The organism is Hymenobacter siberiensis (assembly GCF_018967845.1).
Taxonomy (GTDB): domain Bacteria; phylum Bacteroidota; class Bacteroidia; order Cytophagales; family Hymenobacteraceae; genus Hymenobacter; species Hymenobacter siberiensis.
Genome location: NZ_JAHLZZ010000001.1, coordinates 3,353,879 through 3,378,514, shown reverse-complemented (window position 1 = coordinate 3,378,514; position 24,636 = coordinate 3,353,879). Strand labels below are relative to the sequence as shown.

22 protein-coding genes and 1 pseudogene are annotated in these 24,636 nt (G+C 59.1%); 10 read left to right on the top strand and 13 right to left on the bottom strand.

All coding sequences use genetic code 11. The annotated features are described in order from the left end of the window. Positions 1–24: 24 nt before the first annotated feature. The 4 genes from KQ661_RS14695 to KQ661_RS14680 form a co-directional block, all read right to left on the bottom strand. Positions 25–849: a type 1 glutamine amidotransferase gene (locus KQ661_RS14695; RefSeq protein WP_216727354.1), complete on the bottom strand. Its 825-nt coding sequence runs from the start codon at positions 847–849 to the stop codon at positions 25–27. Between the two features lie 119 nt (positions 850–968). Then, positions 969–2,072 (bottom strand): carboxylate-amine ligase, encoded by a 1,104-nt coding sequence (locus KQ661_RS14690; RefSeq protein ID WP_216689068.1) that lies wholly within the window; start codon positions 2,070–2,072, stop codon positions 969–971. An 89-nt stretch (positions 2,073–2,161) separates the two neighbouring features. Next, positions 2,162–3,355: an ATP-grasp domain-containing protein gene (locus KQ661_RS14685; protein ID WP_216689067.1), complete on the bottom strand. Its 1,194-nt coding sequence runs from the start codon at positions 3,353–3,355 to the stop codon at positions 2,162–2,164. A gap of 50 nt (positions 3,356–3,405) precedes the next feature. Continuing rightward, positions 3,406–4,113 (bottom strand): esterase family protein, encoded by a 708-nt coding sequence (locus KQ661_RS14680; protein ID WP_216689066.1) that lies wholly within the window; start codon positions 4,111–4,113, stop codon positions 3,406–3,408. Positions 4,114–4,280: 167 nt separating this feature from the next. Here KQ661_RS14680 and KQ661_RS22245 point away from each other — a divergent pair, with 167 nt between their 5' ends. Beyond that, positions 4,281–5,813 (top strand): alpha/beta hydrolase-fold protein, encoded by a 1,533-nt coding sequence (locus KQ661_RS22245; protein ID WP_226929907.1) that lies wholly within the window; start codon positions 4,281–4,283, stop codon positions 5,811–5,813. Between the two features lie 501 nt (positions 5,814–6,314). Here the strand turns inward: KQ661_RS22245 and KQ661_RS14665 are convergent. Continuing rightward, positions 6,315–6,941 (bottom strand): AlbA family DNA-binding domain-containing protein, encoded by a 627-nt coding sequence (locus KQ661_RS14665; protein WP_216689065.1) that lies wholly within the window; start codon positions 6,939–6,941, stop codon positions 6,315–6,317. A 121-nt stretch (positions 6,942–7,062) separates the two neighbouring features. Continuing rightward, the gene (locus KQ661_RS14660) at positions 7,063–7,482 is read right to left on the bottom strand and encodes a DUF3127 domain-containing protein (protein ID WP_168673046.1); all 420 of its coding nucleotides are present in this window, start codon (positions 7,480–7,482) and stop codon (positions 7,063–7,065) included. 143 nt (positions 7,483–7,625) lie between these two features. Here KQ661_RS14660 and KQ661_RS14655 point away from each other — a divergent pair, with 143 nt between their 5' ends. Beyond that, a complete protein-coding gene (locus KQ661_RS14655; RefSeq protein WP_216689064.1) occupies positions 7,626–8,549 on the top strand; it encodes an isoaspartyl peptidase/L-asparaginase family protein in 924 nt (307 codons plus the stop codon). A 79-nt stretch (positions 8,550–8,628) separates the two neighbouring features. Here KQ661_RS14655 and KQ661_RS14650 read toward each other — a convergent pair whose 3' ends face one another. From KQ661_RS14650 to KQ661_RS14640, 3 genes are all read right to left on the bottom strand, one after another. After that, on the bottom strand, positions 8,629–9,615 hold the full coding sequence (locus KQ661_RS14650) for an aldo/keto reductase (protein ID WP_216689063.1): 987 nt from the start codon (positions 9,613–9,615) through the stop codon (positions 8,629–8,631). 155 nt (positions 9,616–9,770) lie between these two features. After that, positions 9,771–10,691 carry a cyanophycinase gene (locus KQ661_RS14645; RefSeq protein ID WP_216727353.1) on the bottom strand — a complete coding sequence of 307 codons (921 nt, stop codon included), beginning with the start codon at positions 10,689–10,691 and terminating at the stop codon, positions 9,771–9,773. Positions 10,692–10,787: 96 nt separating this feature from the next. Beyond that, positions 10,788–12,626: a M1 family metallopeptidase gene (locus KQ661_RS14640; RefSeq protein ID WP_216727352.1), complete on the bottom strand. Its 1,839-nt coding sequence runs from the start codon at positions 12,624–12,626 to the stop codon at positions 10,788–10,790. Between the two features lie 406 nt (positions 12,627–13,032). Between KQ661_RS14640 and KQ661_RS14635 the strand changes: the two genes are divergently transcribed. The 4 genes and pseudogenes from KQ661_RS14635 to KQ661_RS14625 all read left to right on the top strand — a co-directional run bounded on the left by KQ661_RS14635 (position 13,033) and on the right by KQ661_RS14625 (position 17,183). Continuing rightward, positions 13,033–14,787, top strand: a complete 1,755-nt coding sequence (locus KQ661_RS14635; protein ID WP_216727351.1) for a L,D-transpeptidase family protein — start codon at positions 13,033–13,035, stop codon at positions 14,785–14,787. Between the two features lie 449 nt (positions 14,788–15,236). Then, positions 15,237–15,380 (top strand): annotated as a pseudogene (locus KQ661_RS23090) (helix-turn-helix transcriptional regulator); the annotation flags it as partial. Between the two features lie 339 nt (positions 15,381–15,719). Continuing rightward, on the top strand, positions 15,720–16,019 hold the full coding sequence (locus KQ661_RS22240; protein WP_235726982.1) for a hypothetical protein: 300 nt from the start codon (positions 15,720–15,722) through the stop codon (positions 16,017–16,019). 978 nt (positions 16,020–16,997) lie between these two features. After that, positions 16,998–17,183 carry a hypothetical protein gene (locus tag KQ661_RS14625; protein WP_216689058.1) on the top strand — a complete coding sequence of 62 codons (186 nt, stop codon included), beginning with the start codon at positions 16,998–17,000 and terminating at the stop codon, positions 17,181–17,183. 123 nt (positions 17,184–17,306) lie between these two features. On the opposite strand, the gene KQ661_RS14620 is transcribed toward KQ661_RS14625, so the two are convergent. After that, complete coding sequence (locus KQ661_RS14620) at positions 17,307–17,795, bottom strand: hypothetical protein (RefSeq protein WP_216689057.1); 489 nt, start codon at positions 17,793–17,795, stop codon at positions 17,307–17,309. Between the two features lie 413 nt (positions 17,796–18,208). After that, positions 18,209–19,693 carry a DEAD/DEAH box helicase gene (locus KQ661_RS14615; protein ID WP_216689056.1) on the bottom strand — a complete coding sequence of 495 codons (1,485 nt, stop codon included), beginning with the start codon at positions 19,691–19,693 and terminating at the stop codon, positions 18,209–18,211. Between the two features lie 592 nt (positions 19,694–20,285). On the opposite strand from KQ661_RS14615, the gene KQ661_RS14610 reads away from it, so the two are divergent. Continuing rightward, positions 20,286–21,029, top strand: a complete 744-nt coding sequence (locus KQ661_RS14610; protein ID WP_216689055.1) for an HAD family hydrolase — start codon at positions 20,286–20,288, stop codon at positions 21,027–21,029. Positions 21,030–21,105: 76 nt separating this feature from the next. After that, positions 21,106–21,618, top strand: a complete 513-nt coding sequence (locus tag KQ661_RS14605; RefSeq protein ID WP_216727350.1) for an NUDIX domain-containing protein — start codon at positions 21,106–21,108, stop codon at positions 21,616–21,618. Between the two features lie 70 nt (positions 21,619–21,688). Here KQ661_RS14605 and KQ661_RS14600 read toward each other — a convergent pair whose 3' ends face one another. Beyond that, complete coding sequence (locus KQ661_RS14600; RefSeq protein WP_216727349.1) at positions 21,689–22,135, bottom strand: hypothetical protein; 447 nt, start codon at positions 22,133–22,135, stop codon at positions 21,689–21,691. 447 nt (positions 22,136–22,582) lie between these two features. Continuing rightward, positions 22,583–23,173 carry a hypothetical protein gene (locus KQ661_RS14595; RefSeq protein ID WP_216727348.1) on the bottom strand — a complete coding sequence of 197 codons (591 nt, stop codon included), beginning with the start codon at positions 23,171–23,173 and terminating at the stop codon, positions 22,583–22,585. Positions 23,174–23,399: 226 nt separating this feature from the next. Here KQ661_RS14595 and KQ661_RS14590 point away from each other — a divergent pair, with 226 nt between their 5' ends. Next, positions 23,400–23,627, top strand: a complete 228-nt coding sequence (locus tag KQ661_RS14590; protein ID WP_216727347.1) for a hypothetical protein — start codon at positions 23,400–23,402, stop codon at positions 23,625–23,627. A gap of 49 nt (positions 23,628–23,676) precedes the next feature. After that, the gene (locus tag KQ661_RS14585) at positions 23,677–24,555 is read left to right on the top strand and encodes a UDP-2,3-diacylglucosamine diphosphatase (RefSeq protein WP_226929908.1); all 879 of its coding nucleotides are present in this window, start codon (positions 23,677–23,679) and stop codon (positions 24,553–24,555) included. Positions 24,556–24,636: the final 81 nt, after the last annotated feature.

Genomic DNA, 24,636 nt, shown 5'->3' with positions numbered 1-24,636 from the left:
GGAGCGGCTGAATACAGGCAGGAGTTAAGCGGCAGTGAGTTGGCCTAGCTGAGCTAATGCGCGCCGTAAAAAAGTAGGCAGGATGATGGACTCGGTGTATTCAATCGTGTCCGGGTCGGCTAGCAGGCGCACCATTTCGTGGTATTTGGCTTCGCCGTATGTGGTGATTACCTGGTGTTTGCGCTCATCAGTGAGCATGTAGCGCAGCATGCCCTCGCCATCGGCCTCGGGGTGGAACTGGGTGCCTAGTACTTCCGGCGTGAAGCGAATGGCCATTACGGCGCGGGCCAGCGGCACATGGGGGCGCTCTTTTTCTAAGCACAAAATTTTGGCTCCTAATTCCTCGATGCGTTGCGTATTAAGGTCTGCCAATTGATAATCGCGCGAATCGACCACGTAAAATGGGTCGGCTAGTCCGCGTAGGGTGGGCTCTGCCTTGCCGGCCGGAGTGAAATGCACCGGCAGCACGCCAAACGAGGTGGATTTGCGTCGGCTAATAGTGCCCACGCCCAGGTGGCGGCTCACCAGCTGAAACGAGTGGCAAATCAGTAGCAAGTGTTTCTTCTGCTCACTGGTTTTATTATGAGCAAGTATCGCGTCAATTAATCGAAAATAACGGGGTTCCCACAGCTCACCGGAGGGGAGTGGACTGCCGGGGCCACCGCTCGAAACGTAAATGTCGTAATCCAGGCCGGGTAGCTCATTTTCGGCCCGTACATTAAAGGTGTCGACGCGAAACCGGGCCCCGTTTTCTTCAGCGCTACGGGCCAGTAGCTGCCGGATGCAGCGCATGCCTTCGTTGCGCGCGTTGTCATACATATCTAAAATAGCAATGCGAATAGCTTTCATATATTACTTGATGAATAGGCTGTTATGGCCAAAAAATAGAAAAAAGCCAAGCCGGAGCCAGGCGTAAAATAAACAACGCCAACCGGGAGGCTGGCGTTGCGAAGGCAAAGATAATTCCGCTACAGGCCGAATGTGGTTTCGGCCAGAATATAGTCGACTACCTTGGTTAGGTCGCCGGTTTCGCGGAAAACCTTGAGCTGACGGTCGGCGCCAGTACCCATTTCCATCATTTTCAGCACGTATTCTACTTCGTGGCGGCTCCCGAGGTCGTCCACCACATCGTCGATGAAGTCGAGTAGCTCCAAAATAAGCTTGCGGGTAGGCACCTCCTCCTGAATGCCGAAATCAATCATGTTGCCATCGAGTCCATAGCGGGCGGCGCGCCACTTATTTTCCTTGATAAGGGCGCTCCGGTAAACGCGAAAATTCAGGTTCTGGGTTTTGAGCTTATAGATTTTGGCTACCAGCGCCTGCATAATAGCGGCTACGGCGATGGTTTCATCGGCGCGCATCATCATGTCGCAGATGCGGTACTCGATGGTGTCGAAGAAGGGGTGCAGGCGCACGTCCCACCATATTTTCTTACCGTTGTCGATGCAGCCAGTTTTTATCAGCAGCGCGATAAACTCGTCGTAGTCGCTGGCGCTGTGGAAAAAGCCCGGGATACCCGTGCGCGGAAAACGTTCGAAAACCTTGGTTCTGAATGATTTATAACCAGTTTCGCGGCCTTCCCAGAAAGGAGAGTTGGTGCTGAGTGCAAACAGGTGCGGCAGGAAATACCGCAGCGTATTCATCATGTACACGCCCATTTCCCTGTTTTCGATGCCGACGTGGACGTGCATGCCAAAAACGAGATTGGAGCGCGCAGCTTCCTGCAATTCCTCCACAATTTTGTCGTAGCGCACATCGGGCGTGATGGGCTGGTCCTGCCAGCGCGAAAATGGGTGCGTGCCGGCCGCCCCAATTTTCAGGCCCTGCCGGTCGGCCAGCTCAATTACCTGGCGGCGCAGATGCAGCACTTCGGTGCGCGCCTCGCCGATATTCTGGCAGATATTGGTGCCCACTTCCACCACAGACTCGTGCATTTCGGCCTTCACTTGCTCATGGAGCGTGATTTTGCCGTTTTCAACGATTTGTGAGAGGTGTGAGCGAAGCTCCCGGGTTTCCGGGTCGATGGTCTGAAATTCTTCCTCGATGCCGAGGGTAAACACGGGAGTTGGCATGGACGGGACGAATAAAATCGAAAAGGATAAGCGCCGCCGTACCCATCACGTCGGGATGACGCAGATAGGTACGGCGATGCTTAAAAAGGCTATTTGGCCTTCGTGGGTGCAGCTTTTTTGGCGGCCGGCGCTTTGGGCGTGGCGGCTTTCTTAGCGGCCGGGGCTTTTACGGGTACTTCGCCGATGGGCGGCTCGGGCCGGGGAGCGCTGGCTGCTTTTTTTGGCGCGACTTTTTTGGCGGCGGGCTTGGGGGCGCCGGTGGCACCCAGGTCGTTGGTTTCGTTCACGGCGCTGCCTACCGGCATGTCGGCTTTGCTGGCGGATTTCTTTGGGAAAGCACCCACCGAATCGTGCACAAAGCTGCCCCAGGTGAGGTTGGTTTTACCGGCCTGGTTGGCCTGGGCGCGCTCAATGGCCAGCTGGGCCGCGTGCTCTACCACCCACTCAAAGTTTTCAGCACCAACGGAGTTTACATCGGCATCGGGGGCGGGGTTGCCGAAGTCGATGGCTATGGGCACCCCGTCGCGCACGGCAAATTCCACCGTGTTGAAGTCGTAGCCCAGGCCCTGGCACAGCCGCAGGGTGTAGTCCTTAATGGTATCGAGGAGCTGCTGGCCGGCTTCGCCCTGGGTTTTCATCGTGGTTTGGTAGCGCTGGTGGGGCGCGTTGCGCGGCTCGTAGGGCATAATGAGCACATGCTTGCCGCCCAGGCAGTAGCACCGGAAGTAGTCGTCAAACTCAATGGCTTCCTGGTAGAGCATCACCAGCTGGCCGGTTTCATCGTAGGCGCGCCAGGCTTCCTCGGGGTTGTCTACTTTATACACGCTTTTCCAGCCGCCGCCGGAATGAGGCTTCATAAAAGCCGGGAAGCCAATGCGCTCGAACGCCCGCTCCCAGTTGAACATGGACAAGTTGCGAAACGAGTTTTCGGAGGTGTCGTCGGGGCGGGCCTTGCTGGGCAGCAGCAGCGTTTTGGGTACTGGCACGCCCAGCTGCACGGCCAGGGCGTTGTTGAAAAACTTTTCGTCGGCGCTCCACCAGAAGGCGTTGTTGATAACGGCCGTGCCGGTCAGGGCGGCGTTTTTCAGGTAGGCGCGGTAGAATGGAACGTCCTGCGAAATCCGGTCGATGATGACGTCGTAGCCGCAGGGCACGGCCTGCTCCACTTGCTCAATGTTCACAAACTCGGCCGTAATGCCGTCCACGGCTTTCTCATTCACGCGGTCGACGAAGGCCTGGGGGAAAGTATTTTCTTGTCCGAAGAGGATGCCAATTTTTTTCATGGGTAAAGAGGTGTTTGTGGGGCAGTAGGGGGTACGGATTAGGAAGCGGCTTAGCCGATGGTGGCGAGGTATTGGGGGAACATTTCGCGCCATACGGGCCAGTCGTGGTTGCCGAACGGCTTCACATCCAGGGTATAATGAATGCCTTTTTCGCTGAGCAGGCGGGCCATCTGGAAGTTGGATTCCTTGCAGAAGTCATGCTCGGCAGTGCCCAGAATGATGTTCATCCACTGGAAATGCTCGTTGTAGGCCCCGGGCAGGTACTCGGGCGGGTTGTTGTAGTATACGTTGTCGTCGTGGTAGCCGTCCATAAACTGACGGATGTCGAAGGCCGCGCCCATCGTGAATAAGTGGGCCACTTGGTCGGGGTGGCGGAAGGCAAAATTGAGCGCGTGGAAGCCGCCGAAGCTGCAGCCTGCCACGGCAATTTTGTCAACGTTGCACTCCTGCTGGAGCATTGGCACGAGCTCCTCGCTCAGAAACTGGTCGTAAAAAACGTGGTTCTGAATCCGGATGCGGGGCTCCAAGTGCTTGGCATACCAGGAGTGCTGGTCGATGCTGTTGATGCAGAACAGCTTAACTCGTCCGGCATCTATCAGCGGGCGCACCGCCTCGATGAGCTTGAAGTCGCGGGCCTCATACTCGCGGCCGCCGGAGGTTGGGAAGATGACCACCGGGTAGCCCCAGGTGCCGAAAACCAGCATATCGATGTCCTGGCCGAGGTGATGCGAATAAAAGCGGCGATGTTGTTCCTGCACGGGGTGGGGGGAAGGGGGGGGCGGAGAATTAGTTGTGGAGCGGTGCGGCAAACTAGTGAAGAAATCATGGACCGGCTGCATTTATCCGGTTTTAATTTGATTCCGAAGCGCATTCCAGCCGGGTAGCGTTACTTTGTTTGATGCTCGCAGACCCAATCAGCCCCGTCATGTCATCCGTTGGCACCCGCCTTTGCCGGGAAGTGCTGGCGTCCAGCTTTCTGGCGCGTGAGGTCGAGCTGAGTATTCTGTTGCCCCCGGCGGACCTGGCCGTGCCGGCTCGTTACCCGGTGCTGTACCTCAACGATGGGCAGGATTTTGAGCGGCTGCACCTGCAAGCCACGCTCGATGCGCTGTATGCCCGGGGGGCGGTGCGGCCCTTTATACTAGTAGGCGTGCACGCCAACGAGCTGCGGGTGCAGGAGTACGGCACGGCCGGTTATCCCGATTTCAACGGTCGGGGCAGTCTGGCCGGCGTGTATGCCCAGTTTGTGCTCGAAGAGCTATTGCCCTTTGCCCAAGCGCATTACCAGGCTTCGGCCAACCCGGATGAGGCGGTAATGGCGGGGTTTTCACTCGGCGGATTATCGGCGTTCGATTTGGTATGGCACCACCCGGAGGCGTTTGCGCGGGCCGGGGCATTTTCGGGCTCGTTCTGGTGGCGGCAGCGGGCCGTGGGGGCCGGCTACACGCCCGCCGACCGCATTATGCACGGCTTGGTGCGGGCCGGCAGCCTGCATCCCAACCATCGTTTCTGGCTGCAGGTGGGCACGCTCGACGAGCGCGGCGACCGCAATGAAAACGGCGTCATCGACTCGATTGAGGATTGCCTCGATTTGGTGGAAGCATTGATTGCCTGTGGCTTAGATGTGCAAAATGCCCTGCGCTACGTGCAGGTAGAAGGCGGCCACCACCACCCCGATACTTGGGGCCGGGTGATGCCCGATTTCCTGATTTGGGCATTTGGGGCGGCGGAAGGCCCCGTCACGTTGCCCGCTCCATTGCCGATAGTGCGCCTGCAGCTCGACCCGCACCTGGCCCCGGCCATTCTGCTGCCGTCGGCTTTGCCGGTCGCGCCGGTTGCCGCGCTGCTGCTGCTGCCGGATGCTGAAAGTGCCGCCGGGCAACACCATCCGGCTGCGTTAGTCCTTGATAATCACCTAATTTTTAATTCTATGTCCCTGACTCGTCCTATCGATGGCGACTTCTTGCCGTACGCCGCCGGCTATATTAACCTGGTACCGGCCGATGCCGACCCGCGCGAGGTATTGCGCTCCCAACCCGCCGAAATCCGCGCCGTATTTGCGGGTCTGAGCGAAGAGCAGGCCGAAAAAGCCTATGCTCCCGGCAAGTGGAGCCTGAAGGAAATGCTGCTGCATCAGATTGATTCTGAGCGGGTATTCACCTACCGCGCCATGCGCTTCGCCCGCGGCGATGGCCAGGATCTGCTCGGTTTCGAGCAGGATGACTACGTGGCGCACAGCGGGGCCAATGCCCGCTCCATTGCCAGCCTGCTGGCCGAGTACGATGCCACCCGCGCCGCTACGGTAGCTTTGTTCGATACGTTCACCGAAGAGCAGCTCGACCGGCGAGGCACGGCCAACGGCGGCCCCAACACGGTGCGGGCGTTGCTCTTTATTGTGCCCGGCCACGAGCGGCACCATCTCAACATCATCCGCGAGTGGTATTTGCCCATTTTGTAGCGGCTTTTCGGTAAAGTTTCTACCTTCGCCCCTTACAACACAGCGGCCCGGCCGTGCGTTGAAACCACCGAAACCTAATCCCTCACCTAAACTTCTTTTCAATAATGGCCAAAGCGCAAGATGCTCGCAAAGAGAAAAAGAAAGAACCCGTAAAAACCACCAAAGAAAAAAAGGCGGAAAAAGACGAGAAAAAAGTAGCCCGCGCCCGCAAGCAGGAATAGTTTCCAAAACAGAACAGCCTGCTCATCGAGCAGGCTGTTCTGTTTTAAGTAGTCGTATAAAATGCTTTGTACAAACCGCGCGACTATACGCCTTATCCCTCGGCTCCCTTGCCGAAAAGGAGAGGGGAGGCGGCATTAGCAGGGCCGGTGTCCTCTCTCTTTTTTGGAGAGGGGGGCGACGACAGTAGAACTTAATGGCTCTGGGGGCAGGGGGTGAGGCGCTCGCCAGAATGAGACACTCAGGCCTTGCAACTACCTGAAAGACCATAAAACCTGTAGTTCAGGCAGTGTAGTATGGTTCCTTCTCCTTGTCGTGGTGGCGGATGTAGCCGTGGAGCACCAGCTTTATTAGGGTTTGGTAGGCGCGGCGCTTGCCAAAATTTACCAATTTCATGAACTGGGCCAAGGTGATGCGGGGGTGGGACTTTAGGTAGTCGATAACGGCCAGCTCCTGCTTGTTGAGTGGGATTTGCTCGAAGCGGGATTCGGGCTGCTGGCGTTCCAGCACTTTCTCGGTGAGGCCGCTGGTTTGCACGCTGGCATCGCGCACGCGCACAAAGCCGCGCCAGTCGTTGGGTGCTACCTGGGCGCGGTGGGGCTTTTGAGCACTCTCGGGTACGGTCACGATGAGCACCGTGCGGCCGTCTTCCTCAATTTCCTGGTAGCGAAGGGTGGTCAGCGGCGGCTCGACATAGTGCTCCGCCGCTTCGCGCAGCACAAATAATTCTTCCTCGGCATCGCGCACGCCCAAAATGCGGCCGGCATCATCGACGCCCACCAGCACCTGCCCGCCCCGCGTGTTGGCCAGCGAAACCAAAGTGCGCGAAATGCGGTGCGGGTGTGTGGTTTTTTGCTTGAATTCTAGCTCCTCGCCCTCGCCCCGCGCTATCAGCTCGTGTATATCCATAGCCTAATCATACGAAAAAACAGACACAAAAAATGCCGCTCCTGATTATCAGGAGCGGCATTTTTCTTTCTTCAGCTAACAGCTAACAGCTAACAGCTAACAGCTAACAGCTAACAGCTAACTAGAAGGGCAGGTCGTTGTCGTCGTCGCTGGCGATGGGTGCGGCCGAGGGCTGGGCGCGCAGCGTGGGGTTCTGGTTCTGAGCAGCAGCGGGGCGGGGAGCCGCTTGCTGCTGGCCACCACCACCACCGTAGTTGGCAGCGCCGGCGGGCTCAATTTTCCAGGCCTCCAGATTGGTGAAGTACAGCATCTGGCCATTTTTGTTGAAGCCACGGCCGCGCAGGTTGAAGGTCACCTTCACTTCGTCGCCCATTTTGAAAGGGTCGATGAGGCTGGTTTTGTCCTGAACCATCTGAAACTTAATATGCTCGGGATACTGGCCGTCCTGGACTTCCAGCACGAACTCGCGCTTGCGAAACTTTTCGCTTACCTGCTGTTCGTCAAATATTTCGTGCAGCCGGCCGGTTACGTCGTATGCCATAAAAATGGGGTGTTTTTTGATTTGTAGACTTGAACATCAAACCTACGAAAAAAAACGCAAGCGGCCCCTTCGCCGTTCCCTCCGGCTACCTTTGCGGACGCTTTTCTCCTGATTTCTTTCGGGCTTTTTTACTCCTTATATATATGTTCGCCCTTGCCATCCACGGCGGTGCCGGTACCATTGCCCGCGCCTCGCTTTCTCCCGCCGATGAACAGCTCTACCGCGCAGCCCTCGAAGCGGCCCTCAGCACCGGCTATGAGCTGCTCCGCGAAGGCGCCGCCGCCCTCGATGCCGTAGAAGCGGCCGTGCGCAGCCTCGAAGACTGCCCCCTGTTCAACGCCGGGCGCGGGGCCGTGTTCACCCACGACGGCCACCACGAAATGGACGCCGCCCTCATGAGCGGCCACAACAAGCTGGCCGGAGCCGTGGCCGGCGTGCGCCAGGTACAAAACCCCATCCGGGCCGCCCGCCTCGTGATGGAGCACACCGAGCACGTACTGCTAAGCTACCCCGGCGCCGACGAGCTGGCCCGCGAGCACGGCCTGCCACTGCAACCGGTGGAGTATTTCTTCACCCAAAAGCGCTTCGACCAGCTCCAGGATGCCATTGCCTCGGGCAAAATGCAGCTAGACCACGCCGCCGACCCAAACTGGAAAAAGGGCACCGTAGGAGCCGTGGCCCGCGACCAGCATGGCCACTTGGCCGCTGCCACCAGCACCGGCGGCATGACCAACAAGCGCTACTCCCGCATCGGCGACACGCCGCTCATCGGAGCCGGCACCTGGGCCGATGCCCGCTGCGCCATCAGCTGCACCGGTAACGGGGAGTATTTTATCCGGGCCGTGGCGGCTTACGATATAGCTTGTTTAATGGAATACAAGGAATTATCTCTGGAAGAGGCGGCCCGTATCGTGGTGCAGGACAAGCTGGCCCCCGTGGGTGGCGAAGGCGGGCTGATTGCCGTGGACGCGGCCGGGAATATCACCCTGCCTTTCAATTCGGAAGGTATGTACCGCGCCAGCCGCGTGGAGGGCGGCAAAGCGCAGGTGGCTATCTATAAGGAGTAGCCCGAGTGCTGGGAGCATAAAAAGAACGTCATGCTTCGGCTGCGCTCAGCATGACGTTCTTTTTTCTGAGAGAATAATCTTACCAGCTGTAATGCACCAGCGGTCGAATCCGCTCGTTGTAGATATCCCGCACGGCCTGTATCTGCTCCGGCGATAGCGCGAGCAGGTCGGCGGCTTGCAGGTTCGAGAGAATCTGTTCGGGGCGGGAAGCGCCGGGGATAACGCAGCTCACTTCCTCGAACATCAGAATCCAGCGCAGGGCCTGGGCGGCGAGGGGCATTTGAGGCCCGAAAACACGTTTCAATTCTTCCACGGCAGCCAGGCCGGTTTCGTAATCCACGCCGGCGAAGGTTTCGCCTTTGTCGAAGGCCTCGCCGTGTCGGTTGAAATTGCGGTGGTCGTCGGCCGCGAAATGGGTTTGCGGCGAAAACTTGCCGGTGAGCAGGCCGCTGGCCAGGGGCACCCGCACAATCAGACCAATGTTGCGCCGGGCAGCTTCTTTGAACAGCAGCTCCGGCGGCCGCTGGCGGAACAGGTTGAAAATCAACTGCACCGTAGTCACGTTGGGAAATTCGATGGCTTTCAGGCCTTCTTCCACTTTCTCGATGCTCACGCCAAGGTGTCGGATTTTGCCTTCCTCGCGCAGACGGTCAAACTCCCCAAAAATCTCGGGGCGGTAGTACACCTCGGTGGGCGGGCAATGTAATTGGATTAAGTCGATGGTTTCCAGCTGCATGTTGCGCAGGCTGTCTTCCACAAACCGGCGGAGCACGGCGGGCTGGTAGGCCTCGGCCGTGTGGGGCTGCAGGCGCCGGCCGCACTTCGTGGCCACAAAAATGCGCTCGGAGCGGGAGCGGACCAGCCGGCCCACAGCTTTTTCGCTCTCGCCGTCGCCGTACACATCGGCCGTGTCGATGAAGTTGATGCCGGCATCGACGGCAGCATTAAGGATTTTATCGGCGTTGGCGTGGCTGAATGGGTCGCCCCACTTGCCGCCCACCTGCCAGGTGCCCAGGCTGATTTCAGAAACGGAAAATTCGGTTTTACCAAGCTTGCGGTAGTTCATATACGGTTGATGTTGGGTTGAGAGGAAGTGGTGAATTCGGCTTCGCGAAGTGATAATAGCTAAACCTGCGTACGGCAAAAGTGCTGCAACGGGAACAAAAAAGCCCGCTCATTTACATAATGAGCGGGCTTCCTTTAGTAAAATACCGTCAGGTTTTATTTGCCGGGCGAAACATCAATGGCCACGCTTGGGGTTATGACAGGGGCCAATACGTCTTTGCTGGGATAGAATTTCCGCTCCCGCATGTCGTATACATTGCCCTTGGCTAGGATGTGCATGGTCACGTTTTCGATGGAAAGCACCGTGCCTTTTTTGGCGGCGGCGGCGTTGTTGTGCTGGATATTATGGCCGTCGAGGATGATAACGAGGTTAGAGCCAATGGTTTCGACCAGATTGCCTTGGGTGATGAGCACGCCGGTGTCCTCGCCCAGTCCAATGCCGATGAGCTTGGGGTGCAGCGCTACCGCCTCGATGAGCCGGCCAAAGCGGCCGCGCTTCACAAAGTGTGAGTCGATGATGGCGGCGGGTAGCAGACTCAGGCCAACGCCCATTTTCACGGCTCCTTTCAGCAGGGCATCGGGCACCGAGCCGCCCCGAATCATGGAATGCGACATGGCCACGGCCCCGGCACTGGTGCCGGCAATCACGAAATTCGGCTCGGCGTAGTAGCGCTGCGTCATGCGGTCGAGAAAGTCGGTTTCGCCGAACATCTCCCGCAGGCGCGACTGGTTGCCGCCCGAAAACATGACCACATCGGCGGCCATCAGGCGCTCCAGAAACTCGGGCTGGCGGGCATCTTCGGGCGTGCGAATGTCCATGATGCCGACGTTCAGGCAGTTAAGCATGGCGAAGGAGCCGATATAAATCGGGCCTACTTCCTCCGGAATCATGGAGGCGGTGGTGATGACTTCGATGCGCGGGTCGGTTTTGCCGCTTTCGAGCACAATCCGCTTTAGGATGCCCAACTCGAAAAAGTTGAGGTAATACTTGCGGCGGGTTCGAGGGTTGGGGTACGTGCCCTTGTCCTCGTTGCCGCCCACGGCGATGAGTTTGCCTAGCGGGATGATGGTTTTCAACGGATGGGGGATATAACGGAGTGATGCAAAAACGAAAATACTTGGCGGCAGCCGGGCCGGGGCTGAACCCGGGGCAAAGTTCGGGCCGGATGGGAATTAATCACGCGCGGGCCGGGCGGCGAGTAAAGAATCAAGCGTACTGGTCGTCACGGAATGGTAGTTCGGCCGTGCTTCGGCGTAGATGGCGCGGGCCCGCGCCAGTCCGTCGGGCGTAGCCAGCAGGGCCTGGTAGAGCGGCACCACAAATTTGCGACGGCCCACGTGAAGTAGAAATTTTTTCACCGCTCCATCGGCCGCCGCGTAGCCGGCCCGGATGGTGTGCGGAAACCAGGCGGCCAGAATTTCGGCATTACCGGAAGTGGTGAAGTGGAAGGAATCATCGAGTGCCGCCAGCTGCTCAGCCGCCAGGGTCGGGGAGAGACCGTGCAGAAAATGAACCCACTCGTGGCTGCCCCATTCGGTAGCGAGTGGGAGCAGAGCCGTCGGCGCGGTGCCCGCCTGCAGGCCGGCCAGCGCCTGGTCGACCTCGGCGAAACGGCGGGAAGTTGGTGTCGGCGCGTTGGGTGGGAGGCCGGGGCCATCGACCCAGGCGGCCAGGTTCAGGCGGGCTTCGAGGCCGGTCTCCCGGTCCAGTAGTTCGGCGCGGAGGTAGTGCAGGAAGGTGGCCGTGTCCATCGCCTGAAAACTGAAGCGGGCGAAGTACTCCTTAATAAAGGCATCGAGCCGGGGCCGGCTGATGAGCGACTCCAATGTCAGGAGCAGGGCGCAGCCTTTCTCGTAGGCAATCTCAGTGAGGCCTTCGTCGGGGTCGCGGCCGGCCAGGGCCAAGTGCAAATGGGTGTCGGGGCTGGCCGCACCAATTTCTTCAATGGTATGATGCAGCGCGGTGCGGCCCAGCACCTGGAGCATGTCGGCATATTCGCGCCCATACAAATGTTCCATGATGCGGCGCTCGAAATACACCGTAAACCCTTCATTCAGCCAGAAATCATTCCACGTTCCATTTGTAACCAGGTTGCCCGACCAGGAGTGGGCCAGCTCGTGCGCCACCAAGCTGGTCAGGCTGCGGTCGCCGGCCAGAATGGTTGGTGTTACAAATGTTAACCGAGGGTTTTCCATGCCGCCGAAGGGGAAGGAGGGAGGCAGCACCAGCAAATCGTAGCGCTCCCAGCGGTAGGGGCCGTACAGCTGCTCGGCGGCGGCCACCATGTTCTCCAGGTCGGCAAATTCGTGGGTTGCTGCCGGTAGCGTAGCCGGCTCGGCGTAGATGCCCGTGCGGTTGCTGAGCGGGGCAAAAGCCAGGTCGCCCACGGCCAGCGCCATGAGGTAGGCCGGAATGGGCTGGGCCATGCGGAAGTGGTACTCGCCGCTCGGGTCCAGCGCCTGCGGGTTCTCGGCGCTCATCAGGGCCAGCAGATGCGCGGGCACGTGCACTGTGGCCTCGTAGGTAAAGCGGATGCCCGGCGAGTCCTGGCACGGCAGCCAGGTGCGCGCCAGAATGGCCTGCGACTGCGTGAAGAGGAACGGCTCGGTGCCGGCCGTTTGCTCCGGGGCCAGCCACTGCAAGGCTGCCGCGTGCGGAGCCGTGCGGTAGCGAATGTGCACAGCCGTAGCGGTGGGCGGCAGTGCCACGCGCAGGGCTTGGCCCAGTATAGCATCGGGCGGGCCCAGCGTGAATGCGGTGGGCGTAGCCCGTCCGGTGGCATCAAGGGTTTCCACGGCTTCGATGCTCAGGTCGCGGGTGTCGAGCACAAGCGCGGTTGCCGCCCCGGGATTGGCGAGGTGCCAGGTGACGGTGCCAGCCAGCGTATGCTGGTCGAAGTCGACGGCCAGGGCCAGGGCGAGGTGGCGCACCCGCACGGGGCTGTCGCCGGCGTAGCTGTGCGGGTCGGCGGGCAGGGTGGCGGCGGTGGGGTCGAAAGCAGAAGGAGTCATATAGGGAAGCGAAGAGGAGGGAAGCGAAGAGGTTACCGAAAATGCGTAGGTGGGCCCAGCGGGTTGCGCCGCGCCGGCCCGTATTAAAGTGCCGGTCCGAAATAACAGCCAGCCCGGCGGTTTGGCCCCGGTGGAAGGAATAGTGTGTGCCAGCGAGCGAGCGCCGGAAGCCTACTATACCCCGTTAAATACGGCTGTTTGAGCCAGCCCGATAATGGGAGTATTTTTTTTGCGCTGGATTTGGTACGATTCCGGCCCTGTGGCAACACGCTGTGGCCCGCAATGGCGTACTTTGCAACCGGACTGCCTGCGGGTGGCCCGGTGCAACCCCGCCAGCAGCTTGGCAGTACAACGCACATTCCCCGGTCCCGGCCAGGGCTACTTTCCGCCCGCTTTATTCCCTTTAATGAATTTTATTCTCCGAACTACTTCCCTGCTGTGGCTGCTCCTGTTGGCAGCCCTCGGCAGCACTACCTTTGCTTCCTGCGGCTCCGATTCGCAGACCCAGACCGCCGGTCAAACGGCGACCGACTCGTCGGAGGTTACCACCGTGGCCGGCCCCCAGCTGCTGCTCGACAGTATGGCGTTTATCAAGGCCTTCCAGGCCGAACCCAAATTCACGGCGCAGCTGCTTCCGGCGCGCCGCTTCTACCGGGAAAGGGGCTTCAGGCTAGGCTGGTTTAAGGACCACAAACCCGTAGAACGGGTGAAGACCTTGCAGGACATCATTGCTAAAGCTGGCAATGAGGGGCTAAACCCTAAAGACTACCAGATTAAGGACATATCCCAGATGCTGGCTGAGCTGGAAAAGGTTCAGAGCGACTCCGTGCGCCGCAATACGCTGGAGCGCCAGGCAGATATTGCCCTGACAGGCACGTACATGAAATGGGCCAACGACTACTATCGGGGCATCGCCAATCCGCACGATAAGAAGGACACTTCGTGGATGGTCAAACCCAATAAAATCAAGCTTAATAAGGCGCTGTTCACCTTCCTGGGCGAGCGCAAAAGCCGTTACAACTACTACGAGTTTGCCCCCCTGCACCCCGAGTACGACCAGTTGAAACAGGCCCTTGCCACTTACCGGGCCCAGGAGCGGGCCGGTGGCTGGCCCACCCTGCCCGCCACCCTCAACCTGAAGCCCGGAGCCGCCTCGCCGGCGGTAGCTGCCCTGCGCAAGCGCCTGCTCGATAGCGTTGGCGGGGCCGATGCCAGTACGCCCGCGCCCGCTGCTGCCAAGCCTGGAGCCCCGGCTGTTGCAGCTCCCAATGCCCAGGTTTACGACCCCGAATTGGTGCAGGCCGTTAAGTTATTTCAGCAGGATGCTGGCTTGAAGCCAACCGGCATTGTCAGCGGTGAGACGCTAAAGCAGCTTAACGTTCCCATTGGCTCGCGTATCGACCAGCTCATTTTGAACATGGAGCGCTGGCGCTGGCTGCCCAAAAAGTTCGAGCCGGACTACCTGCTCGTGAATATTCCGGAGTACACGCTGCACGTAATCGAAGCCGACAAGGAGGTGTTCAATATGCGCGTCATCGTGGGTAAGGTGCTGCACGAAACGCCGGTGTTCAGCGATAAAATGGAATATGTAGTGCTGGCTCCTTACTGGAACGTGCCGTTCAGCATCATCGCAAATGAGCTGCGCAGCAAGCTGGTGGCCAACCCCAACTACCTTGACCGCCTCGATATGGAGGTGGTGAAGGGCTATGGCCGTAAGGCGACCGCCGTCAACCCGGCCTCCGTGGACTGGGCCAACGTGACGCAGTCGACATTCAAATACACGCTGCGCCGCCGTCCTGGTCCCAAGAATGACCTGGGTGACGTGAAGTTTATCTTCCCCAACTCGAACGATATTTACCTGCACGACACGCCCCACGACGAGCTGTTTTCGCAGAGCAACCGCAGCTTCAGCCACGGCTGCGTGCGGGTTTCCGAGCCCATTAAACTGGCCACCTACCTGCTGCGCAATCGGCCCGAATGGGACCAGGCCACCATCCTGGATACCATTGCCAAGCACCGCGAAAAGTATATTACGCTGAAGAAAAAGTTGCCCGTTTACCTGGTCTATTTCACGGCCTGGGCTGATGCCGCCGGCCATCCTCACTTCCGCGACGACATCTACGGGCTGGACAAAAAGCTCGCCCGCGAGTACTTCGACTAGCCCCAATCCTATCCGTGCCCCTGCTCCCGGGCCAGCGGCAAAGACTACTGAAAAGGCCCGGCAACCGAGAGGTTGCCGGGCCTTTTTTCGCACCTGTATTCGGATAAGCCATGCGAAAGCCAGGGCTTAATTCGGGCTGAAAAAGATGCGCTACCGCTTGGTATTGGTACTAGCGGAACTCTGGTAAAAGGGAAGATTTGCCGAGCACGTAGCCCCGGACGGGAAGCAAAATTACGCGTGTCTGGCCGCGCCAAAAACAGGGAAAAGGAGTACTCCATGGCTGATTACATTTGTTTGAAAGTGTGCTAAAGGAGTATGCACTGCATGCTATTAACAGATGTAAACACATAGGACTTAGCTGTATTGATACAATTGTAATCTGCACAGTATAAGTAATAATATCCGCCCTCTTGATTCTAAGCGCTACATTTGTAACCAAAATACCAACTATGGTTGAGCGCATCAGAGAAATACTAGAAAGCCGACAGCTCACGCCCACGCAGTTTGCAGACCTTATTGGCGTGGCCCGGCCTATTGTCAGCCACATTCTCTCGGGCCGCAACAAGCCTAGTCTGGAAGTCGTCCAACGCATTCTGGCCGCTATGCCCGATTTGGCCATGCCGTGGCTGCTGAACGGTGCCGGACCCATGCTGGCCCCAGCGGCCGCCATGCCTGCGATGTCGCCGGAGGCCGCCAGTGGGGCGGCTGCCCCAACTACCCCCAGCCCAGTGTCCGTAGTGGACGATGAGCGCGCTCAAGCCCCTGTGTTGGCTACTGTGGAGGCGCCCCAAGCTCCTGAATTAAGTGCTCAAATGGTTGGTAGTAAGTTGTTAAATACTGCGGCCCTTCCAGTCGCCCCGCTACGTGCCAGTATACCGACTCCGGCCCGTAGCCTGGTTGTAACCAAGCGTTTTATAGCTAGTGCAGCCCCCTTGGATGCATTGCCAACGGCTTCGGATACCAGCCAGGCCCCACCTCCGCCCCCCACTTTAGAAGCGGAGTTGCCGCCGACGATGATGCCGATGCAGGAGGCTATCACTGGCCCTTCCGCCTCCCTGCTCACGCATGTGGTAGAGGTACCGGCTACGGCTGCTCCATTCCAGCCGCTGCCGGCCCCTGCTACGCCGGGCGATGCTCTGGCTTCGGCGCTGTTTGCGGGCGGCGACAAGCCCATCCGCCGGATTGTGATTTTCTACCGCGACGGCTCCTTTGCCGATTATCAACCCGAGTAATTTGCGGGTTGAGCGGCCGTGATATTTGCTGCTATGCCACTCCCTTGTCAGGTGACTGTTGTCAGACCATGGCCGGGTATGAAGCGGCAATCTGCCAGCCTTAGTCTGGCGTATATCATAGAGAATGTATGCTGGTACAGCCGTTTCACGCATGCTGCGTAACGGTGCAGATTCCGGGATTTGGCTCACTCTTCCCAACCTGGCGCTACTGTCAAAGCCCCGCCTGTATCTTGATTTCAGGCTTCCCTTTATAGAGCTGTAATACTGCTGCCTGTATAAAAAATATTCAACTTGTCAGGTCTTTTAGTGAGGCTTTTAGCAGCTTCCCGTGGTATCGTTCCAATGTCGTGATGCCCTATGAATATAACGATATTATATTGCACCAAATGCTAATTTTTGTGGTCTGACTTCGTGTTGTCTATATGGAAGCTATTTGAGTTCATAAAACGTTTTTTTTCAATGATTTGCATTAAGCTAACGAAAGTGCTGGTTTGGTTTAATATACGAGGTTGCCACGGCTTTGGCTTGTAGTTGATACGCTTGATAATCCCAGCTATTTGAGTAGTAAAATATCGGGTGTTACACTAGCATTAGCTGTCTGCTGCTAACGAATTTGACATGTCAGGCAGCTTAAGCAACGTTGTTAAATGCTATGAGTGTTTTTGTGGCAGTACAAGGGCTACTAACATAATGAGCCCGGTTTTGAGACCATTGGCTTGTCATTGCAGGCCAACACATCAGTCGATTCATGTTCTTTTAAAGGCTTGGGGCTAGGTCAGATGCAACGGGGGAATCTTGCTAGGCATCAGGGCTGAAAAATGCTTGTATTGTCAATTGTAAATGACCGTAAATAAGTGTGTGCGGCTTTGCTGGCGTGGCCTTATGGCGGCGCGATAATGGCATTCGGCGCTGTGATGATTGCGCGCTTGCTTGTCTGGTCGGGTTGTTCGTTTGGCGGCCGTTGGCTACCTTCGTAGCATGAAACTGACCCGCACGAATCTTTGGTTGGCCGCCGCCGCGGCAATGCTCCTGACGGCCTCTTGCGCCCAGGCCCCCGATGCCGCTGAGGCTGAGAAAGACCCTTCCGCTGATGCCGCCTACAAGCGTGGCCACCGCGCCGAAGGCTACCGCGAAGCTCAACGCTCCAACGTGACCCGCAACTAAGGCCAGCGGCTGGCTTAGCAGCCGCGCCTGATAAAACACAGAAAAAGCCCCCGCCAGATTTTTGGCGGGGGCTTTTTCTGTGTCGTCAGCTTTTGTCCATCGGGGCCGGGTGGCCCGACCGGCTTAGTAAACGGCAACCAGTACCGGTGTGGGTACCGGCGCAGCGTCGAAGTTCGGCAGGGTGATGCCGGCCAGCAGGTCGCGCTCCAGCAGGTCGGCCCAGGTGCGGAGGTAGAGCACTACATCGTCGCGCTGGTTGTGGCGCAGGGTGTCGCGGCGCTCGAAAGGAATGGCGGCCCGGATGGTGGCGTCCGAGATGCGTTCGAGGTGCGTGAGGTCGGAGCGGGTGAAGCCGAGGGCCAGCATCTCGTCAATGGTCTGGTCGATGGGCAGGCCGCTGGTGGGGCAATAGTCGATAATCTGACGCTCCCAGTCGCCGTAGCGCTGCATGGCGCGGGCGTGGATTTCGGCTTTGGTCAGCTGTGTAATGGTCTGGGCGAGGTGGCCGCAGTTGCAGCTGCCCATGTGGCCCCACTGGTAGGGGGCCTGGGTGGCGAGGCGCTGGGCCGTGTCGCGCAGGGCCTGAATGACGGGAAGCGTAGGCTGAGCCATAAAGAAGCAAAAAGTTAGTTGCGAAGCAGCAAGTAATCTGCCCTAAAAAGCAGCAGGCCCCGGAAAAAGTTTTCCGGGGCCTGCTGCTTTTTGATAAATCGGTTGTCAATAAAAAAGGTTGTCATGCTGAGCGCAGCCGAAGCATCTCTACCGCAATGGTAAGTCCAATCAAAAGGATTAGAACAAACTCAAGGTCCGTGTACACGATATAGAGACGCAATAGTTGGAGTTTCGTCGTTGCTGATGTTGTTATAACTGCGCAGGTTTGTGCGGTCCCGGTCGTTCAACGACGAGACGCAAATGTTGCGTCTCTACATCGTGTACGTAGACTCCGAAACATCTCTAGTTACGCGGTAGAGATGCTTCGGCTGCGCTCAGCATGACTCCTTTCCGACTGCTCTGGCTAAAAGTGTTTAGAACGAGCCGCGGCGGGTGCCACCGGCATCGCCGCGACGACGGCCGCCCTGGTCACCGCCTTCGCGGCTACCGCCCACGTTCACGCGGGCCCCGCCGCTGCCGAAGCGACGCGCGGTATCGGACTGGCCACCGCCGGCTGGCGCGGCCGGCCGGCTGCGCTCGCCGCTCGGGCGACCACCGCCCTGACCGCCGCTGGGACGCCCGCCGCCCTGGCCACCGCCCGAACGACCGCCGCCACCCTGGCCACCCTCGCGGGGACCACGGGCCGGACGACCAGCCGGGCCCTTAGGCCGGATGATGCGCTCGTTGCCGTGCAGCATCACGGGTTTGATGCGGCCCGATACGAACGGATGCACGGCTTCCACGTCAATCTGGCGGCTGATGAGCTTCTGGATATCCTGCAGGTAGGCGCGCTCCTCGTCTTCCACGAAGGAGAAGGCAGTGCCGAACGCGCCGGCCCGGCCGGTGCGGCCGATGCGGTGCACGTAGGTTTCGGGCTCGTTAGGAATTTCGTAGTTGATAACGTGGGTCAGCTCGTCCACGTCGATGCCGCGGGCAGCGATGTCGGTAGCAACCAGCACGCGGGTGCTGCCGGCTTTGAAGTTCGAGAGGGCGCGCTGCCGGTGGTTCTGGCTTTTGTTGCCGTGGATGGCTTCGGCCTGAATCTGGTTGGCGGCCAGGGCTTTAACAACCTTATCGGCGCCGTGCTTGGTGCGGGTGAACACGAGTACGCGCTTGATGGCTTTGTCCTCCAGAATGTGGCGGAGCAGGGCGGGCTTGTCGTTGTTCTCCACCAGATACACCGATTGGGTCACGGTATCGGCGGTGCTGCTGACGGGCGTGACGGCTACGCGCACCGGGTTGGGGCGCAGGATGGTGCTGGCGAGCTCCTGAATCTGGCCGGGCATGGTGGCCGAGAAGAACAGGGTCTGGCGCTTGGCGGGCAGCTTGGGCAGAATGCGCTTAATGTCGTTGATGAAGCCCATGTCGAGCATGCGGTCGGCTTCGTCAAGCACAAACACTTCTACCTGGCGCAGGTCCACGAAGCCCTGGTTCATGAGGTCGAGCAGGCGGCCGGGGGTGGCAATAAGCACCTCCACGCCGCGCTTGAGCTGCGCAACCTGCGAGCCCTGGCTCACGCCACCGAAAATAACGGTGTGGCGAATCTGGCTCAGGTGGCGGCCGTAGGCGCCGAAGCTTTCGTTAATCTGGATGGCCAGCTCGCGGGTTGGCGTGAGCACGAGGCAGCGGATGGCACCCCGCGCTTGGCTGGCCACCTGGGCCGTGCGGTGCAGTACCTGCAGGATGGGCACGGTGAAGGCCGCCGTTTTGCCGGTGCCGGTCTGGGCCACGCCGAGCAGGTCTTTGCCTTCGAGCACGTGGGGAATGGCCTGCTCCTGGATAGGAGTAGGGGTGGTGTAGCCTTCTTCTTTGAGGGCTTTGAGGATGGGGTCAATTAAATTTAACTCGTCAAACGTCATGTTGAGGGGAAATTGGGCGCACTGGAATCAAACCTTTCGGTTCGTCATGCTGAGCGTAGCCGAAGCATCTCGCGTGGGGTAGTAATCCTTTTCTTACGATTGAATCACGGCCCCGAGCGAGATGCTTCGACTGCGCTCAGCATGACGGACTGGTAAAAGCAGGCCCATTGTGCTGAAGTAAAATAGTGGTGGACAGTCGTCCACGGAATGAGTGGTTGAGCCTGTGGCGTAGCACAGGCGGGCATGGCCACGCCGGACGAGGCCAAGCGTGGGCGGGGTTGGCGGCTCGTCGGAGGCCGTCAGATTCCCTGTCTGAAGAGAAGTTGGGGTGAGGTGCGCTTACTTGCGGAGGCAGCCGAGGCGCGGGGCTTTGCCCGACGCGGCCGGGCAGCGGGCTGCTCCGACGGCGGCCCTGGTGGGCACAAAGGTACAACACAGATGCGCGAATGCCCGTCTGAGCTACTGCCGGACCAGCGGCCTGGCCCGGGAAGGGCCCGCCAGCCCCTCCGGGTAGTGGGCTCCGCGGCCGGTTTTCATCGTTCCACAGCTCGTCCTTCAACTTCCGGCCGGGCCAATACCCTTACCCGCATTCATGCTACTGCCCGCCGAAAAATCCGCGCTACCCACCCGCCTGACCACCGTTCTCTTCGATTTGGATGATACCTTATTCGACCATATTGCCACGGCGCGGGCGTCGCTGCGGGCCAGTGCCGCCCCGCTGGCCTTCTTTCAAGCCATTGATTTCGAAGGATTCTACCAGCTCTACAGTGAGCTGCTGGAAGAATACCACGCCCTGCTGATGGCCGGCCGCTACTCCTATGAGGAGGCGCGGCGCCTGCGGTTTGAGCGGCTGCTAGCCCCGTACTGGCCCCGGGCCACTGCCGCCGAAATCGACCAGTTTGTGCAGGCCAACCAGGTGCATTATCCCCGGCTGCGCCAGCCCATGGCCGGGGCGCTGGCCCTGCTACAAGCCTTGAAACCGCACTACCGCATTGGGATAGTGACCAACAACCGCACAGCGGAACAGGAAGAAAAGCTCCGCTTTTTGGGAATGACGGGCCTGGTGGATGCCCTTATCACCTCCGAAGACGTGGGTGTGCCCAAGCCCAGCCCCCGCATTTTTGAGGTGGCCCTGCAGCGCCTGTCGGCCCGGCCCGAGGAAACCGTATTGGTGGGCGACAACTGGCAGGCCGACGTGCTGGGCGCGCTGGCCATGAGCATCCGGCCAGTGTGGCTCAACCGGTTGGGGACCGCACGGCCCCTGCCTCACATAGCCGAAATCACCAGCTTCGAGCCCCTGGCCGATGCCCTGCGCATTATTGTTGCCCCTAGCTAGGGAGTGCCAGGGTCGATTTCTTGTTCCGCTGCCCGTTCTTTGACCGCACCAACATTCACCTTTCCCTTCCGCCACCATGCATATTATCGAGCGTACCCGCGTTTTCAACGGCCACTACAAAGTCAACCAGCTCCTGGTGCAGGACGGCGACGCGCAGCTCAAGCGCGAGCAGTTTGCGCCCGGCAAGGCCGTGGCCGCGCTGGTCTACGACACGGCCCGGCAGGTGTACGTGCTCACCCGCCAGTTCCGCATCGGCCCGGAAGCGGAGCTGCTGGAAATTGCCGCCGGCATGATTGATGGCGACGAAGCGCCCGAAACGGCTGTGCGCCGCGAGATTCACGAGGAGCTTGGCTACGAGGTCGATAAGCTGGAGGAAATCGTGTGTATCTGGCCCTCGCCGGGCACCAGTTCCGAGGAAATCACGGTGTACTACGCCGAAGTGAGCCACCGCACCGGCGAAGGCGGCGGGCTGGCTGAGGAAAACGAGAACATCGAAATGGTGGAGTTGAACTGGGAAGCGCTGGTAGCGGAGCCGCTGCGCGATGCGAAGACGGTGATTGCTGTGCAGTGGGTGAAGCTGCGGGGGTGAGGTAGCGTGAGGTAAGCTTTTACTTTGGGCTGGCCTACTTTCTGCTTTCAGAGGAAGCGTACAAAGTCACTTAGCGGCTGAAGTGCTCCTCGGTTGCTTGATAGAATGCATCCCCAGCGGGATAGTGAACTCCATTAGCTAGTCGGGTGCGGCGGGAGAAAAGCGTAAGTGTATGCGTTGTCAGCTCTTTGAGGGCTTTGGCTGACTGGCTGGGTAGGATGCGAAGGGTATCACCGTCGCGGGTATAAGTGTAGACCAGGGTGAAGGGATACGTGTTTTGGCCGATTAGATAGTACATCTGCGAATCCTCAATTTTGAGGTAGTCAGGAGAAGCGGGGGTGGTAGTTTGGGCCACGGCTTTCATATCCCAGCCGTAGTAGAAAGTGGTGGCTTCACCAATACTCCATTTGCCTTGTAAGGGCACGACCGGCTTGACCTCATCTGCCGGAGTAGTGTTGTGGCATGCACTTGCTCCGGCCAGCAGTAGCAAAGCGAAGATGAAATGGAAATGCTGCATGGGTAGAAAGAGAAAGGTGCTGTATTGTTAGGTGGTCTGACTGTAGCGGCCGTGCAGTGTAGCGGAAAGGCCGAGAAAAAGACTTGCCCACAAGGCAAGTACAATACACTACTGCTTTGGGAGCGCTAAGTACCAGGAAAAACCTGAGCTTCTTGCATATCTAGAGCAGTTTTCAAGTTAGTGTACAGGCCGGGCAGTAGCGCGAACTTTGTAGTTCGCGTCCCCGCGCCGTTAAAACCGGTTGATCGGCGCGGGGACGCGAACTACAAAGTTCGCGCTACGGTACAGCGTCCTGGAAACTGCTCTAAAATATTGATTGTAAAAATGCAAAAAATGCTTCCGTTGCCAGGAAATTCTTTCTGCCCTGTCTACGCCGCACACTATGTCAGATTTGACTTGTACGCTTCCTCTAAAAGTAGGCCAGTCGAAATCAGCGCTACGGCAGCGCTACTGCGCCGCCGGCAGTTCCAGCATGTAGTCAAACGTCTGGTACAGCTTCGCGTCGCGGATGCTCACGTTGAGTTCCTGCGGGTCCATTTTGGGGAAGGGGATGACGGCTTTGCCCTGGTAGAGGTCGCGGCCGAAGAAGCGGCCGGTGGCGGGGGCCAGGGTTTGGGCGAAAACTTCCTTGCCGGCTTTGTCGGTGGCGGTGAGGGTGAGGTTGGCCATTTCCACGCCTTTGGGGCCCTGGCGGTGCACGATAACCACCAGCGTGCCGCCGGCCGGAATGGCGGCCACGCGGCGCTGGTAGGTGGTATCGGCCCAGTCGTGCAGCTTTTTGAGGTGGGTGATTTCCGTGAGGATGTCGGTGTAGGAGCGGTAGCCGAGGCGGGTGAAGGAGCCGTCGACGTCCTGCTCGTCGTCGGTGTTTTTGGTTACGTTTTTCACGTAGGGCGACTCCTCGTCCTTCTGGGCGAAGGTGTAGCGCTTACGGCCTTTTGCGGCCTTGCCGGTGGGCTGGGCCAGGGCGGCCCCGGCGCACAGCAGGAGCAGGCTGATGGTGAGGAAATGACGGGCCAGGCGGGGTAGAAACTGCATCAGAAAAATTAAAATATGAAGTTTAAGAGGACGGATTCGTATTATGAATAATTGGGGCTGCAAAGAAACGAAGGCCCCGCCGGAATCCCCTGCATCACCCCCTGGAAAATTGGACTGGTCCCACCGGGTACTTGTTGATTTAAGCGTAATCCGGTCGTAATGCAGGCTTCACAGGCATGGACGAACTTTGAAAGCAGGATTTTCACCGGTTATCAACTTTCCTGCTATGTACTTTCCGGCTTTGATTTCGGGGCTGCGCCGTCTGGGGCGCTGGCTCGTGTACGAGGTGTTTCGGCTGGCCTTGTGGTGTGCGTATGCCCTGCACACGCTGGGTAGCTTGCGCTCGGCCCTGGGCGGCGGGTTTGGCCGCCGGTCGACGGGGCCAGCCATCCGGCCGCGTCGGCAGGCGGGGCCGGCGCGTGGGGGGCGGTTCATTCAACCGGCGGCGGCATGAGGATAGCCCCCGCGCCTTCGTCCGGATTGGGGAAATGCCCCCGGTGATTGTGCCCAGGCCTAAAGCCCGCCGCAAGCGCCGCGTGCAGGTGGCCGTCATCAGCGACGTGCACCTGGGTACCTATGGCTGCCACGCCACCGAACTGCTGCGCTACCTCAAGAGCATCCGGCCGCAGGTGCTGGTACTAAACGGCGACATCGTGGACATCTGGCAGTTCAGCAAAAACTACTGGCCGCCGGCCCACATGCGGGTGGTGCGCTACCTGACCGGCCTGGCCGCCAAGGGCGTCAAAATCCATTACCTGACCGGCAACCACGACGAGCTGCTGCGCAAGTTTGCCGGCCTGAAGCTGGGCAATTTCCGCCTCGACAACAAGCTGGTGCTCGACCTGCCCCACGGCCGCACTTGGCTGTTTCACGGCGACGTGTTTGACGTGACCATGCGGCACTCGCGCTGGCTGGCCCGGCTGGGTGGCCACGGCTACGATTTGCTGATTCTCATCAACCGCTGCGTGAACTACCTGCTGGCCAGGCTGGGCCGGCCCCGCGTGGCCCTGAGCAAGCTGGTGAAGGAGCGGGTGAAATCGGCGGTTTCGGCGGTGAGCAACTTCGAGGAAACGGCCGCTGCCATTGCCGCCGATGGGGGCTACCGCTACGTGGCCTGCGGGCACATTCATCAGCCCGAAATCAAGCCCCTGCCCACCGAAAAAGGGGAGGTAGTTTACCTGAATTCCGGCGATTGGGTGGAAAATCTGACGGCCCTCGAATACACGGCTGAGGCCGGCTGGCAGCTCTATTATTACAACGACGACCCCCGCATGCAGCAGGCCGCCGATGCCGACGCGGCCGATGCCGCCGAGGAACTCGCCGATGCCAACCCGGCGCAGCTGCTGGAAGTGTTGTTGGCCGAGTTTAAGATTAAGGCGTAAACGGTGGTGTTGAACAGTAATAAAGCACGTCATGCTGAGCGCAGTCGAAGCATCTCTACCGCGAGAGTAATTAATTGCTCC